The sequence below is a fragment of the Micromonospora sp. NPDC051227 genome (assembly GCF_044455385.1).
GTDB lineage: Bacteria > Actinomycetota > Actinomycetes > Mycobacteriales > Micromonosporaceae > Micromonospora.
Window position 1 is genome coordinate 866,299 of sequence record NZ_JBITET010000001.1, and the last position, 15,080, is coordinate 881,378.

General features: G+C 70.2%; 13 protein-coding genes and 1 pseudogene. 9 read left to right on the top strand and 5 right to left on the bottom strand.

Annotation, left to right across the window (positions count from 1 at the left end; genetic code table 11):
• The first annotated feature begins 56 nt into the window (after positions 1-56).
• Positions 57-1,406, top strand: coding sequence for a ricin-type beta-trefoil lectin domain protein (locus ACIA47_RS04075; protein ID WP_396705285.1), 1,350 nt, complete (start codon positions 57-59; stop codon positions 1,404-1,406).
• A 68-nt stretch (positions 1,407-1,474) separates the two neighbouring features.
• On the top strand, positions 1,475-2,812 hold the full coding sequence (locus ACIA47_RS04080) for a ricin-type beta-trefoil lectin domain protein (protein ID WP_396705287.1): 1,338 nt from the start codon (positions 1,475-1,477) through the stop codon (positions 2,810-2,812).
• Between the two features lie 193 nt (positions 2,813-3,005).
• Here the strand turns inward: ACIA47_RS04080 and ACIA47_RS04085 are convergent, their stop codons facing one another.
• Positions 3,006-3,419 (bottom strand): STAS domain-containing protein, encoded by a 414-nt coding sequence (locus ACIA47_RS04085; RefSeq protein ID WP_396705289.1) that lies wholly within the window; start codon positions 3,417-3,419, stop codon positions 3,006-3,008.
• Positions 3,420-3,642: 223 nt separating this feature from the next.
• On the opposite strand from ACIA47_RS04085, the gene ACIA47_RS04090 reads away from it, so the two are divergent.
• The 4 genes from ACIA47_RS04090 to ACIA47_RS04105 all read left to right on the top strand — a co-directional run bounded on the left by ACIA47_RS04090 (position 3,643) and on the right by ACIA47_RS04105 (position 9,047).
• Positions 3,643-5,469, top strand: coding sequence for a thiamine pyrophosphate-requiring protein (locus ACIA47_RS04090; RefSeq protein WP_396705291.1), 1,827 nt, complete (start codon positions 3,643-3,645; stop codon positions 5,467-5,469).
• Between the two features lie 146 nt (positions 5,470-5,615).
• Positions 5,616-8,051: a molybdopterin oxidoreductase family protein gene (locus tag ACIA47_RS04095; protein ID WP_396705293.1), complete on the top strand. Its 2,436-nt coding sequence runs from the start codon at positions 5,616-5,618 to the stop codon at positions 8,049-8,051.
• 3 nt (positions 8,052-8,054) lie between these two features.
• Positions 8,055-8,513: a hypothetical protein gene (locus ACIA47_RS04100; protein ID WP_396705295.1), complete on the top strand. Its 459-nt coding sequence runs from the start codon at positions 8,055-8,057 to the stop codon at positions 8,511-8,513.
• 126 nt (positions 8,514-8,639) lie between these two features.
• Positions 8,640-9,047: a four-helix bundle copper-binding protein gene (locus ACIA47_RS04105; protein ID WP_203118842.1), complete on the top strand. Its 408-nt coding sequence runs from the start codon at positions 8,640-8,642 to the stop codon at positions 9,045-9,047.
• A 172-nt stretch (positions 9,048-9,219) separates the two neighbouring features.
• Here ACIA47_RS04105 and ACIA47_RS04110 read toward each other — a convergent pair whose 3' ends face one another.
• From ACIA47_RS04110 to ACIA47_RS04125, 4 genes and pseudogenes are all read right to left on the bottom strand, one after another.
• The gene (locus ACIA47_RS04110; protein WP_396705297.1) at positions 9,220-9,456 is read right to left on the bottom strand and encodes a hypothetical protein; all 237 of its coding nucleotides are present in this window, start codon (positions 9,454-9,456) and stop codon (positions 9,220-9,222) included.
• Between the two features lie 470 nt (positions 9,457-9,926).
• Positions 9,927-10,310 (bottom strand): VOC family protein, encoded by a 384-nt coding sequence (locus tag ACIA47_RS04115; RefSeq protein WP_396705299.1) that lies wholly within the window; start codon positions 10,308-10,310, stop codon positions 9,927-9,929.
• Between the two features lie 107 nt (positions 10,311-10,417).
• Positions 10,418-12,064: a thiamine pyrophosphate-binding protein gene (locus ACIA47_RS04120; RefSeq protein WP_396705301.1), complete on the bottom strand. Its 1,647-nt coding sequence runs from the start codon at positions 12,062-12,064 to the stop codon at positions 10,418-10,420.
• A gap of 11 nt (positions 12,065-12,075) precedes the next feature.
• Positions 12,076-12,837: pseudogene (locus tag ACIA47_RS04125) on the bottom strand (cyclase family protein).
• A gap of 479 nt (positions 12,838-13,316) precedes the next feature.
• Here ACIA47_RS04125 and ACIA47_RS04130 point away from each other — a divergent pair.
• The 3 genes from ACIA47_RS04130 to ACIA47_RS04140 form a co-directional block, all read left to right on the top strand.
• Positions 13,317-14,234, top strand: coding sequence for a manganese catalase family protein (locus ACIA47_RS04130; RefSeq protein ID WP_203118830.1), 918 nt, complete (start codon positions 13,317-13,319; stop codon positions 14,232-14,234).
• A gap of 83 nt (positions 14,235-14,317) precedes the next feature.
• The gene (locus tag ACIA47_RS04135) at positions 14,318-14,782 is read left to right on the top strand and encodes a hypothetical protein (protein WP_396705303.1); all 465 of its coding nucleotides are present in this window, start codon (positions 14,318-14,320) and stop codon (positions 14,780-14,782) included.
• A gap of 190 nt (positions 14,783-14,972) precedes the next feature.
• Positions 14,973-15,080: glutamine synthetase (locus ACIA47_RS04140; RefSeq protein WP_222431411.1), on the top strand; the 108-nt coding region annotated here is incomplete at its 3' end.

A 15,080-nucleotide genomic window follows, 5' to 3' on the forward strand; every position in this document is an offset into this window, starting at 1 on the left:
GCGGGTTGCCGTGGACCCCTTTCAACCAGTTCGTGCCGAGTGGCGGGAGCCCCTTCATGACAAGACGTAGACCCATCCTTGGACTGCTTGCGACGGCGGCGGCCGTCGTCGTGACAGTGAGCGCGGGGGCACTGGCCGGTGGTTCGATCACCACCGCGTCGGCCGCGAACATCGGAGCGGCCGCAGCGACCGCCGGGTGTGGCAAGGCACCCACGTTGACCAGCGGCCAACGGTCCATCCCGAGCAGCGGCCAGAACCGCAGTTTCATCCTGAGGATTCCTGACAACTACGACAGGAACCACGCCTACCGGTTGATCTTCGGATTCCACTGGAACGGCGGCACCGCCAACGACGTCGACGGCGGTGGGTCCGACGGGGCGGCCTGGTCCTACTACGGGCTGCGGCAGCAGGCGAACAACAGCACCATCTTCGTCGCCCCCCAGGGCAACGGCAACGGCTGGGCCAACCCCGGCGGCCAGGACGTCACCTTCGTCGACGACATGATCAGGGTGATCGAGGCAGACCTCTGCGTCGACACCACGCAACGCTTCGCGCTCGGCTTCAGCTACGGCGGCGGAATGAGCTACTCGCTGGCCTGTTCCCGGCCAAGCGTCTTCCGCGCTGTCGCCGTCTACTCCGGTGGGCAGCTCAGCGGATGCAGCGGCGGCACCCAGCCGGTCGCGTACATGGGGATCCATGGCATCGGAGACCCGGTGCTCAACGTCTCCGCCGGACGGTCCCTGCGCGACACGTTCGTGCGGAACAACGGGTGCACCGCACAGAGCCCACCGGAGCCGAGGGCGGGCAGCCTGACCCACATCACCACCACCTACTCCGGCTGCCGATCCGGCTATCCGGTGGTCTGGGCCGCCTTCGACGGCGGGCACACGCCCGGCCCGGTGGACGGCGGCGGGGACAGCGGAGCCAGGACCTGGACCAAGGGCGAGGTGTGGAAGTTCTTCACCCAGTTCGGTAGCACCGACCCGACGACGCCGCCACCGACCACCCCGCCACCGAGCGGCACATCGGCCCTGCGCAGCACGTCCTCCGGACGGTGCCTCGACGTCAACGGCGCCTCGCAGACCAACGGCGCGGCGGCGATCATCTGGGACTGCCACGGCCAGAGCAACCAGAGCTGGACCTCGACCGCCGCCCAGGAGCTGCGCGTCTTCGGCGGCAAGTGCCTCGACGTCAACGGCGCCGGCACCGCGAACGGCAGCTCGGTGATCATCTGGGACTGCAACGGCCAGTCCAACCAGAAGTGGCGGCTCAACGCCGACGGCTCGATCACCGGAGTTGGTTCGGGCCGGTGCCTGGACATGGTCGGCAACGGCACGGCCAACGGCACGCGCGTCCAGATCTGGGACTGCACCGGCGCGGCCAACCAACGCTGGAGCCGGAGCTGAGCCCGACGAGGTTCCCGGAGAGGGGACCGGTCCAACGAATGTTCAACCACCCACAGGGAGGCTCTGCCGTGCCACTTCGCAAACTCTCCGCCCCCTGGCTGGGGGCAGCCATGGCGGTGCTGGTCCTGATCGCCGTCGGAATGTACGTCCTCACGACCGTCGCGCCGGCGGCCGCGGCCACCACTGCCGGCTGCGGCAGGGCGCCCGGACTGAACAGCGGCACCCACACCATCCAGAGCAGCGGAAAGAGCCGCAGCTTCATCCTTCGGCTGCCCGACAGCTACAACAACACCTACGCCCATCGGCTGGCCTTCGGGTTCCACTGGCTGGGCGGCACCGCCAGTCAGGTCGCGTCAGGCGGAACCGACGGAGCCGCGTGGGCCTACTACGGCATGCAATCGCAGGCGAACAACAGCACGATCTTCGTCGCCCCGCAGGGCCTCAACAACGGCTGGGGCAACTCCAACGGTGAAGACGTCACCTTCACCGACGACATGATCCGCGTGATCGAGAACGCTCTCTGCGTCGACACCACACAACGTTTCTCGGTCGGGTTTAGCTACGGCGGCGCGATGAGCTACTCATTGGCGTGTTCCCGGCCGACGGTGTTCCGTGCGGTCGCGGCAATCGCGGCCCCGGGGGCGATCAGCGGATGCAGCGGTGGCACCCAGCCCGTGGCGTACCTGGGCATCCACGGCATCAACGACAACATCCCCAGCGGACGGTCGCTGCGCGACAGGTTCGTCCGCAACAACGGATGCGCCGCACAGAGCCCGCCCGAGCCGAGGGCTGGCAGCCTGACCCACATCACCACCGCGTACTCCTGCCAGCCCGGATACCCGGTGCTCTGGGCCGCGTTCGACGGCGGCCACCAGCAGGGTCCGGTGGACGGGTGCGCCGGCTGTGAGAGCGGCGCGCGGAGCTGGGTCAAGCAGGAAGTGTGGCGGTTCTTCACCCAGTTCGGGTCGGACGTGCCACCCACCACTCCCCCGCCGACGACCCCGCCGCCCGGCCAGCAGAACGTGCTGATCGTGGGGAGCCAGTCCGGGCGGTGCATCGACATCCCCAACTCCAGCACCACCAACGGCGCCCGCCCGCAGCTGTGGGACTGTCACGGTGGCACCAACCAGCGCTGGACCCACACCGCCAACCGCACCCTGACCGTCTACGGCAACAAGTGCCTGGACGCCAGCGGGGCGGGCAGCAGCAACGGCACCGCGGTCCTCATCTGGGACTGCAACGGCCAGGCCAACCAACAGTGGAACCTGAACCCCAACGGCACCATCACCGGCGCCCAATCGGGGCTGTGCCTCGACGCCGTCGCATCCGGCACGGCCAATGGGACGCAGCTTCACCTCTGGGCCTGCCACGGCGGCGCCAACCAGCAGTGGGCCAGGCGCGCCTAGTACCACACCAGGCAACGCGCCGCTCGGGTCCTTTCCCGGGCGGCGCGTGCGTCTGGCAGTGGGAGCCACCACCGCGCGGTCAACCAGGATCGCCTCCGAGCACGGCTTGTCCGCGGACTGCTCGAGGTCACCGAGGGCGTCGGGTGCCATGTAGGGCTACTCCCCCGATCGGCGCTGCCGAATCGAAATGGGATCACCTACTCGCGTTGATCACCGGGATATCCAGGTCTATTCCGGTGCTCGTCACGGCCAGCAGGTAGGTGACGCACGGAGCTGCGGCGCGCAGGGTCAACGTCACCTCGGCAGACTCGGCCGCGCGCTGTGTTCGCAGCAGAGCGCTGATGCCGTGAGCGCTGAAGAAGGTCACCCCGGAGAGGTCGAGCACCAGACGTGCGGGTCGCCGGGTGATCACGTGTTCGGCCAGCTCACTGATGAGATGAGCGGTGCTCATGTCGACCTCGCCGGAAACGGCGATCAGTGGCGCATGCCGATCATTGCGCAGGTCGAGCGTCATGATCGGTTTGGCGGGCTGAGCGTGCTGCCGAGCGGGCTGAGCGGGCTGAGCGGGCTGAGCGTGCTGCCGAGTGGGCTGTTCGAGGATGGACATGACGCCTCCCGATCTGGTGCATCGGTGAGTCGGACCCTCCCGCGGCGACGAGACGCGGGCGGCGGACCTGGGCGCATGTCTTGACCCGCTGACCACCCTACCCACCATGTTCGCCGCCGACACCATTCGCGCCGTGGACGAGTCCCGATCCAGCAGTGATGGCGAGAATCCCCGAAGAGGTGCTGCCCGTCCGGTTCAGCCGCCGGCGTGGGGGTAGGGCCACATGCTGGAAGGCGGTCGAGGCGAGGAGGCGACGGTGGCGGACGCGACGGTGGCGGACCTGGTGGTGGCTCGGTTGGCCGACTGGGGCGTGGACCGGGTCTTCGGCTACTCCGGGGACGGTATCGATGGGGTGATGGGGGCCCTGCGTCGGGCCGGCCGGCCGGAGTTCGTGCAGGCCCGGCACGAGGAGACGGCGGCGTTCATGGCCTGCGGGCACGCCAAGTACACCGGTGGGCTGGGGGTGTGCCTGTCGACCCAGGGACCGGGCGCGGTGCATCTGCTCAACGGCCTCTACGACGCGCGGCTCGACTCCCAGCCGGTGCTCGCCCTGGTCGGTCAGCAGGTGACGTCCGTGCTGGGTAGCGGCTACCAGCAGGAGATCGACCTGGTACGCCTCTACGGCGATGTGTGCGCACAGTTCGTGCAGACCGCCTACACCCCGGAGCAGCTGCCGATGCTGCTCGACCGGGCGATCCGCACCGCCCTGGCGACCCGCAGCCCGACCTGTGTGATCCTGCCGCACGACGTGCAGACCGCCCCGGCCCCGGACCTCGGCGCACAGGAGCACGGGATCATGGTGACCAACCCCGGGTTGCCGGTGCCCGAGCTGCGGCCCCGCGCCGGTGATCTGCGGGCAGCCGCGGACCTGCTCGACGCCGGGGAGCGGGTGGCGATCCTGGTGGGGCAGGGTGCCCGAGCCGCCGCCGGCGAGGTGGTCGAGCTGGCCGAGACCCTCGGCGCCGGCGTGACGGCGTCGCTGCTGGGCAAGCCGGTGCTGGACGAGGCGCTGCCCTTTCACACCGGCGTGATGGGCCACCTGGGCAGCACCGCCAGCAGCACGCTGATGAACGAGTGCGACACCCTGCTGATTGTCGGCAGCAACGATCCCTGGTCGGAGTTCTACCCGGCACCAGGGCAGGCCCGGGCGGTGCAGATCGACATCGACGGTCGACGCCTGGGGATGCGCTACCCCGTGGAGGTGCCGCTGCTCGGCGACGCCGCCGAGACCATCCGGGCGCTGCTGCCGCTGCTCACCGCGCGGTCCGACCGGAGTTGGCGTCGGCGCGTCGAGGGCGAGGTGACCCGCTGGCGAGACATCGCCCGAGAGCGGGCGACGGCCACGGCAGAGCCGGTGAACCCGCAGTACCTCCTGCACGCCCTTACCGACCGGCTACCCGCAGACGCGCAGGTGGCCGTCGATGTCGGGTCGGTGACCTACTGGTACGCCCGACACCTGCGGCTGCCGGTCGGTGTGGACGCGCACCTGTCCAGCACCCTGGCCTCGATGGGTTCGGCGCTGCCATACGGGCTGGCCGCGAAGCTCGCCACCCCGCACCGACCGGTGGTGGCGCTGGCCGGGGACGGGGCGATGCAGATGAACGGGCTGGCCGAGTTGCTCACGGTGGCGCACCGCTGGCGGGACTGGGCGGACCCCCGGTTCGTGGTGCTGGTGCTGCACAACCGCGACCTGGCCGAGGTGAGCTGGGAGCAGCGGGAGATGGAGGGCGATCCCCGCTTCGTCGACTCCCAGCGCCTGCCCGACGCGCCGTACGCCCGGTGGGCCGAGTTGCTGGGGCTGCGCGGCGTTCGGGTCACCACCCCGACCGAGGTCGACACCGCCTGGGACGAGGCCCTGTCGGCGGACCGGCCGACACTGATCGAAGCGATCGTGGACCCGGCGATCCCGCTGCTGCCGCCCGCGCAGCCCTACCAGAAGGTCGCCACCATGTACGAGGCGCTCGGTCGGGAGGACACCGCCCTGGGCCGGCGGGCGCTGGCGCATTTGCGCCGCGAACGGGCCACCGAAGGCTTCGACGATCCGCAGTGAGACCGGGCAGGCGTGACGAACAAGATTCGGCAGAAGAGGGGTGACCCGGTTGAGGATCGTGGCGGTGGCCGGGTCGCTGGCGGTGGCCGCAGAGGTGCTGGTGCTGCTGAAGGCGGCGCCCGCGCCGTCATCCGAAGGAGGACATCGTGGTGGACCGGATCGCCGACCCATGGGGTGAGCGGACCCCGTACGGGCCGGGACAGCAGTGGCCGGTGCGGGTGGACCGGTACCTGGCCGACAGCCGGACCGATGCCGACGTGGACCGGTGGGTGCAGTCGGCGTCGGTGCTGCACTCCAACGGCGACGCGCTGGACATCGCGGTCGCCGACGCACGGATCGTCGGGGTGCGCGGACGGGTTGTGGACCGGATCAACCGGGGTCGGGTCGACCCGAAGGACCTGTACGGCTGGCAGGCCAACCACAGCCCGGACCGCTTGACCCGACCGCTGGTCCGCGACGGCGGCCGCCTGGTCGAGACGGACTGGGACACGGCGATGGGCCGGATCGTGGCCAGGTCGAAGGAACTCCTCGACGGCCCGGGTGGGTGGGGGCACTTCGGCTTCCACACCAGCGGGCAACTGTTCCTGGAGGAGTACTACACGCTGGGTGTGATCGGTAAGGCCGGTCTGGGCACCCCGCACATGGACGGCAACACCCGGCTGTGCACGGCCACCGCGGCGGCGGCGATGAAGGCGAGCTTCGGCACCGACGGGCAGCCCGGCTCGTACACCGACGTGGACCACTGCGACGCGATCGCGCTGTGGGGTCACAACGTCGCCGAGACCCAGACGGTGCTCTGGATGCGGATGCTGGACCGACGCCGTGGCACCAACCCCCCGGCAATGCTGGCGGTGGACCCGCGCGCCACCCCGGTCGCCCGGGAGGCCGATCTGCACCTGGCGGTGCGTAACGGCACCAACGTGGCCCTGATGAACGGCCTGCTCCGGGAGATCATCCGGCGCGGCTGGTACGACCATGACTACGTCGACGCGCACACAGTGGGTTTCGAGGAGCTGCGTCGGATCGTCGACGGCTACCCGCCGTCGCGGGTCGCTGTCATCTGCGACGTGCCGGCCGTCGATGTGGAGCGCGCCGCCGAACTGCTCGGTACCTCGCAGCGGTTGCTGTCGACCGTGTTGCAGGGCTTCTACCAGTCGAACCAGGCCACCGCCGCCGCCTGCGCCGTCAACAACCTGCACCTGATTCGCGGCATGATCGGCCGGCCCGGCGCCGGGATCTACCAGATGAACGGCCAGCCCACCGCCCAGAACACCCGGGAGACCGGCGCCGACGGTGACCTGCCCGGCCTGCGCAACTGGGACAACGAGCGGCACATCGAGGAGTTGGCCCGGCTGTGGAACGTGGACGTGGACACCATCCCGCACTGGGCGCCGCCGACGCACGCCATGCAGATCTTCCGGTACGCCGAGCAGGGCTCGATCAAACTGCTCTGGATCTCCGCCACCAACCCGGCCGTCTCACTGCCGGAGCTGCACCGGATCCGGCAGATCCTGACCCGGCCGGAGCTGTTCGTGGTGGTCCAGGACCTCTTCCTCACCGAGACCGCTGAGCTGGCCGACGTCGTGCTGCCCGCTGCCACCTGGGGCGAGAAGACCGGCACGTTCACCAGCGTCGACCGGACCGTGCACATCTCCGACAAGGCCGTCGACCCGCCCGGGGAGGCCCGCCCGGACCTGGACATCTTCCTCGACTACGCCCACCGGATGGACTTCCGTAACCGCGACGGCCAGCCGCTGATCGACTGGAGCGGGCCGGAGGAGGTGTTCGAGGCGTGGAAGGAGTGTTCGCGGGGCCGGCCGTGCGACTACACCGGCATCACCTACGAGAAGCTGCGCGGCGGCTCCGGCATCCAGTGGCCCTGCACCGACGAGCATCCCGACGGCACGGAGCGCCTCTACACCGACGGACATTTCCACACCGACCCCGACTACTGCGAGACGTACGGTCATGACCTGGCCACCGGCGCGGAGTTCACCGAGGCGGAATACCGGGCCAAGGAACCGGACGGGAGGGCGTTCCTGCACACCGTCGACTACCAACCCTCACCTGAGGTGCCCGACGACGAGCATCCGTTGCTCCTCACCACCGGCCGCACCGTCTACCACTTCCACACCCGCACCAAGACCGGCCGCGCCCCGCAACTCAACCAGGCGGCACCGGACGTGTGGGTCGAGCTGAACCCCGCCGACGCGGCCCGGTTCGGCATCGTCGAAGGCGATTTGGTGGGCATCTCCTCGGCCCGCGGCGCCATCCAGGCCCGCGCCCGGCTCTGCGGCATCCGCCCGGGCGTCGTCTTCCTGCCGTTCCACTACGGCTACTTCGACCAGGACCCCACCGACCGCACCCCGCGGGCGGCGAACGAACTGACCATCACCGCCTGGGACCCGGTGTCCAAGCAGCCCCTCTTCAAGGTCGCCGCCGTCGCGGTGGCGAAACTCGCCGACGGGTGGGGGGCGCCTTCGCCGGCGCCGACCGTCGGCGGCAGCGCACCACCAGCGGACGCTGACGTGCCGCCCACCGTTGGTGGACCGGCAGCCGACGCCACCAGCGGGAAGGAGTGAGCCGTGCACCTCGCCCACTACCTCGGTCTCCTGCACCGCGCGCAGGTCAACCTGGCCAACGCGTTCCGGCAGGTCGCCGACGCGCACGCCGAAGAACCGGACATCGAGCACCTCTGCCAGCAACAGGCGAAGCGCTGCGACGCACACGCTGAACAGCTACACCCGTTCGTGGTCCGCTACTCCGAGGACGCCCCCGACGAACCCGACCGGCTGCACTCGCAACTGTTCACCGGCGCCCGCACCGGCGGCATCGGCCTCCTGCGGGACCTCCAGGACCTCTACCTGATGGCCGCCGAGTGCGACATCACCTGGACGGTCGTCGGTCAGGCCGCCTACGGTGCCCGCGACAAAGAACTGCTCGCGGTCGTGCGGCGCTGCGAGGGAGAAACGGCGATCCAGCTCAAGTGGCTGCGTACCCGGATGAAGGCCGCCGCGCCCCAGGCGCTCGTCGTCGCCGACTGACGGCGCCGACCGGGGCAGGCGGTCGCTTCGGTCCGCTGGTCCGGCCGGGCGGGCCGCCGGCGTCCACCCGGTGTGTCCCGGGGCTCTTCGGGTAGGGCAGCAGGAACCGAGAGGAAGGAATTCCTGATGCCGAGCACCACCATGGCAATGCTGGAGACGTACCCCAGATCGATCAACCTGGACCGCGCGAAACTGGCCGCGGCGATCGACGCGCTCAACGACTGCGCCCAGGCCTGCACTGCGTGCGCGGACGCCTGCCTGAGCGAAGACATGGTCGCCGAGCTGACCAAGTGCATTCGCACGGACCTGGACTGTGCCGACATCTGCACCACCACCGCTCGAGTGCTGTCCCGACACACCGGCTACGACGCGAACATCAGCCGCAGTCTGCTGGAGGCGTGCGCAACCGCCTGCAAGTCGTGTGGGGACGAGTGCGCCGCTCACGCCGACAAGCACGAACACTGCCGGGTCTGCGCCGAGGCGTGTCGGGCGTGCGAGCGGGCCTGCCGGGACCTGCTCGCCACCATGAGCTGAGCAACAGGCAGGGGGTGTCGGCAACCCTGGGGTTGCCGCAGCACCTCGACGCTGCGGCCGGTGGGGGCAGTCAGCTGGTACCTACGGCGAGGGCTGCCGGTCGATCGGTCTGCAACGCGGGCCGTCCCGCCGCCGAGAGGCGGCGGGGCGGACCAATTGGCGCCTCGTCGGGTCACTCGCCGCCGGCGCCTCTGTCACGGTCAGCTTCGGCGTCCGCCGCGCCGGTCGGGGTGCCGTCGCCGTCGCGGACCGCGTGGGACAGGTCCACGTCGGCACCGGTCCGGGCAGCGTCCGCCTTCGCGTCGTCAGCGCCGACGATCTTCCCGGCGGAACCGGCGTCCGCGCCGTCGTCGTCGATCAGCCGTCCGGCGGCGGCCAGTCCGACCGGTACGTACCTGGGATCGGTCATCTCGTCCTCCTCGGGGGTTTCTGCTCGCCCCTACCGCTACCCCCAGGTGGTTTCCGCACACCCCGGCCCGCTACTCCTCCGGGACGCGCGGCCCGACCTCGCCCCGCCTCAGGTGCTCTGCGTTGCGGTCGGCCTCGCTGTCGGCGTTCGCGGCCCCGGAGCCGGGATCCGTCGTTCGGCGCCCCTCGGCGTCCTGATACACCGCGCCGGTCTCGAGGGCTCTCTCCTGCTGACTCTGCTCAGGCGTAGACATGAATTCCCACCTACCCTCCGGCTCCACCAGCAAACGGTCCCGCCGGTGCTGCCATTGGCCGAATCTCGCAGGCCTTCCGGACGGTGGTGCCATATATCGGGCGCATCGTCAACGGTCTGCTGTGGCTGTGAGCGGCGTGCGTGCTCGACCATCGCCGAGGCGACGTCGCGCACCTTGCGATTGCCTCGCAGCCTCGACATGGGCCCTGATCATGGCATCACGCGACGCAGAACTCGTTGCCCTCGGGATCACGCATGACGACGTGCCCGAGGACGTCGCCGTACCACTCCTCGCGAACCACCGTCGCGCCGGCGGCAACCAGGTCGGGCACCTTCTGCCGGATCAACCGGGCGCGCTCCGCCATGTCCGTGGAGCCTGGACCCGCCACCCGGATGTCGATGTGCATACGGTTCTTGGCGGACTTTCCCTCGGGAACCTTGAGGAAGCCGATGGCCGGGCCCCGACCATCCGGATCGACGATGGACGCGTTGTCGGGCTCGTCGAAACCGGGCTCCTTGACGTAGCCGAGGGCCAGTGCCCAGAAAGCAGCGATCCGCTGGGGATCGTCGGCATCGCATCCCAGGGTCCAAGAAGTGGCCACCGCGCCAACGTACGTTAGCTGTGACACCCTGTCACCGACCTGACCGGGCGTTGCCCGGCTGACACGCGGCGGCGTTGACGCCTGGCCTCTGGCACGGCGGTGGTGGCTCAGTGGCCTCGGAACGCCTCCTCCAACCACCATGAGCCGCGCGCTGCGTAGACCTTGGCGTCGATCACCAGCGGCCGGGTACGGGGGCCGGCGAGCCAGTGGCGTACCGGCCCGAGATCGTCGACGGTCCGGACGGTCAACCCGTCGCAGCCGTAACCGCTGGCGATCGCGGCCAGGTCGGTCTCGGGGAAGGTGACCGTCTCCAACGGGTGCCCGTCCGGGCCGAAGTGGTGCACCTCGGCCCCGTACGCCGCGTCGTCGTAGATCACCACGAGCAGGGGTAGCGCCAGCCGGACGGCGGTGACCAGTTCGGTCGCGGACATGACGAAGCCACCGTCGCCGACCGCGGCGACGGTGAGCCGGTCCGGGCGGGCGACGGCCGCGCCGAGCGCGCTGGCCAGGCCGAGCCCGACCGACTGGAACGCCTGGGTGAAACAGAACCCGGCCACGTCAGGTACGTCGAGCCACATCGAGGGGTAGCCCATGAAGTTGCCGGAGTCGACCACCACCGTCCGGTCGGGCGGCAGCAGGTCGTCCAGGGCGGTCGAGAGCGTCCTCGGGTCGATCGTCGCCGGTGCACCGCCGCCCTCGTCCTGGTACGGAACGGTCCGCCACCGGCCGTGGTCGCGAATCCGTCGGGCCAGCTCCGGCGTACGCCACCCGCCGGTGGTGGTGTCCACCGGCGCGGTGGAGCCGGCGCCCAGCCGGGCGAGCAACGCCTCGGCGACCGCCGTCACGTCGCCGGCCACCGTCAGGTCGACCGGGCGGTTGACCCCGAACGCGGCCGGGTCGTGGTCCACCTGGACGACGACGGCGGAGGGTGGGATCAGTTCGCCGTGCCGCGTGGCCCACATGTTCAGCGTGCTGCCCCACGCGACGACCAGGTCCGCCGTGCCGATCAACTCGGCGGCGAGCGGTGTGGCGAAGCCGCCGGCGACGTCGAGGTTCCACGGGTTCCCGGCGAACAAACCCTTCGCCGCAGCCGAGACCGCGAGCAGCGCGCCGCACGCGTCGGCGAGCCCGGTCAGCGGTTCCCGGGCCGCCCGGGCGCCCCGACCGGCGATGAAGACCGGTCGACGTGCGGCCTGGAGCGCGGCCAGCAACGGCTCGACCTGCGGGGCGGTGGCCGGGGTCGGCGCGGCCGCCGGGACCGGGCCGAACCACGGTTCGGTCACCGCTTGCTGCACCTCCAACGGGAGGCCCAACACCACAGTCGCGCCCCGGGCGGCGGCCCGGTACGCCGCGCCAGTGTCCTCGGCCGCGTGCGTCGCGCGTACCCGGTAAAAGTCGGCCCCGACCGCGGCGGCGAGTGCCGGCAGGTCGATGAAGAAGTTCGACCGCGGCGCGGTCGCCTCCGGGGCCAGGACCACCATCGGGGTACGGCTCTTGGCGGCCTCGGTGAGGCCGGTCAGCGCGTTGGTGACGCCTGGACCCTGGTGCACCGAGAGCAGTCCCACAGTCCCGGCGGTGCGGGCGTACCCGTCGGCCATGCTCGCCGCGCCGCCCTCGTGAGCCGCCGCCACGAACCGGGCGCCGGCCGCGATGAGCGCGTTCGTGACATGGAAGTTGCCGCTGCCGACCACCCCGAAGACGTGCCGCGCGCCGTGTCCGTACAGGGCCCTCCCGACCACCTCGGCTACCCGCATCGGTGGTCGGCCTACTGTTCGACCAGCGCGAGGACCCGACACGGGCTGCCGGACCCGGAGACGATCGGCAGCGGTCCGGCGATCACCACCGCGCCGGTCGCCGGCAACCGCGCCAGGTTACGGAGCTGGGTCAGGCCGTACCTGTCCTGGCCGAGCAGGAACGAGTGGCACGGGAACGGCGGGTCGAACGAATGCGCGGCACCCGCGTCGGTCCCGACCGTCTCCACCCCGACGCCCTGGATTGGCGACTCCTCGGCCAGCCAGCGGGCGCACTCCACGGAGATCCCCGGGGTGCGCCCGGCGTTGGCGTACCGCTCCGGGTCGTCACCGTAGGCGTCCCAGCCGGTGCGGTAGAGCAATCAGCCACCGGTGGGCAGGGCGCCATGTTCCGCCTCCCATGCCTTGACGTGGTCGACCTCCAGCAGGAAGTCGGGGTCGTCGGCGGCGTCGGCGGCGTGGTCGATCACCACCGCCGGGGCGATCAACTGGCTCACCGGGACCTGCGACACGTCAGCGCCCTGCTGACCGGTGACCCAGTGCACCGGGGCGTCGAAGTGGGTGCCGGTGTGCTCGCCGGTGGAGAAGTTGTTCCAGTACCAGGCCGGACCCCGGTCGTCGTACCGGCTGATCTCGCTGAGCCGGAACGGCCAGGTCTGGCCGAACTGCTCGGGCAGGCCCAGGATCGGGGTCTGGTCCGAGAGCGGAGCGGTGAGGTCGACAACCTGGATCCGGCCGCTGGAAAGAGCGGCGACAAACTCCTGGAGCACCGTCATGCGGCGACGGTACACCCGCCCTTCCTCCACGTTGGATCGTCGGAACGGTGCCACTTGGCGTTGCCCGCCGCGGCGACATGGCGCCTCAGCTCTACCGCTGATCGTTCCGTTCGCCCCGTTCGTCGGCGGCCGAGCGGTGACTCACCGTGGCCCTGCTCGCGGCGACGACCACCCTGACCCAGTTCTGGTCCCGCTTGGCGGGCACGGACCAGACCACACCTCCTGACCTGGGGACGCACCCTCCCCTTACCGCCGCTCACCCAGCCGCCACGCCCGGAACATCGGCACCAGGCCAACCGGTCCGAGCAGTGGGGCTGACGGTCGGATCTGGTAACGGCGGCGGGGGTTGATCTCGGGCGCACAGGGCGGTGGCGGTCGATGACCCGGTGGGGCCACGACGCGGCACCAGGGGGCCGTCGGGCTGGGAAAAGGAACCCCAGCGCCGCGCAGGGCGGCGCTGGGGACGATCGGAGAACGCAGTGTTCCGCCATGACCAGCATCTGCAGTTCCAGGCCAAGCCCGAGAAGCCCGACGCCTTGTTCGCCATGAAACTTCAGGAGATTCTCGGCGGACAGTTCGGCGAGATGACCGTGATGATGCAGTACCTGTGGCAGGGCTGGACCTGCCGGGTGCCCGGCAAGTACAAAGACATGATCATGGACATCGGGACCGAGGAGATCGGTCACGTCGAGATGCTCACCACGATGCTGGCCCGGCTGCTCGAAGGCGCCCCCGCCGAGACCACCGAGAAGGCCGTGGCCGCCAATCCGGTGCTCGCGGCCGTCATCGGCGGCATGAACCCGCAGCACGCGATTGTCGGTGGGGGCGGTCCGCTGCCGCGCGACAGCCAGGGCGTGCCGTGGAACGCCGGCTACATCGTCGCCAGTGGCAACCTGCTCGCCGACTTCCGCTCCAACGTCGCCGCCGAGGCGCAGAGCCGGCTGCAGACCAGCCGGGTGATGGGCATGACGGACGACCCGGGTGTGAAGGAGATGCTGCGCTTCAACCTCGCCCGCGACACCTACCACCAGCAGCAGTGGCTGCTCGGCATCGAGCAGCTCATCGCCGACGGCTACGTCGAGCACGGCATCGAGAATTCCAACGGCGACCAGGAGAACGCCGATCACAACCACACCTTCTGGAGCTTCGGCACCGACAGCCGCGCCTGCGAAGGCCGGTGGGCGCAGGGCCCCAGCCTCATCGGCGGACCGGACCTGGACTGCCGGCCCGAAGCGGTCGCGTTGACCGACGACACCCCGCTCCCCCCACCGCCGGACCCGAAGCTGTTCGTCACCTACGACGGCTCGCAGGGGCCGGGCAAACCGGGCGACGCCGTTGGCGCCCACCAGCAGGGGCTCACCAACGTCGTGAAGAAGGTCAAGGACGCTCTCGAGTAACCCCGCGCGCCGGTCTCCGTCCGGAGGACGGGACTGGGCGTTCACGGTGATCGACCCGTCGGTGGGCGTGGATCGCCGTACCGTTGAAGCAGGCCAGCTCGGGCGCCCCGGGCCGGATCGAGGCCGAGGACCAGTCGACCACCGGCGGTCACGAGGGGAGAGATTTCGGTGCCGAGCCAGGTGACCCCGGCCAGCCCGGGAGTACGTCCGTACCCCGTGGCCGGGGCCCCACCCCGATCCGCCCCGGCAGCGCCAACAGTTGGAGTGCCGACACGCCGCCGCCCGGCACACCGTACGAACTGCCGGCCGCTCCCAACAGCCGGACCGGCATCATGATCAATGCCGCCGCCGACTCGGTCACCATCCGGGGCAATCTGATCCGCGACACCAAGTCCCACACCCAGACCCACGGAATCCTGATCACCGATCGGGGTGACTGCGTCAACTGCCGCGTCGTGGAGAACGACCTCGACGGCAACCGGTTCGCCATCCAGACCGACACGCCCCCAGGGGGTGGCCACTGGGAGGGCAACCACGGAGACCAGTGATCTTAAGATCCGGCCGGGCGGCACCCTGAACACAGGCCGCCGAATCCCGTTCACGGGACGCCAACGGGCAAGCCGAACAAACGACGGCGCGCGCGGCCGCCGCCGTTTACGGTCGAGGCGGGGTGTGCCGACCAGGTCGGGCACTCCCACCGCACCGGGCCATGATCAGATCACGCCTTCCGGGGGACTGATGTTCGCCAATTCCGAGGAACTGCTGCGATACCTCAAGAACGAGGACGTGAAGTTCGTCGACGTTCGTTTCTGTGACCTGCCCGGCGTGATGCAGCACTTCAATCTG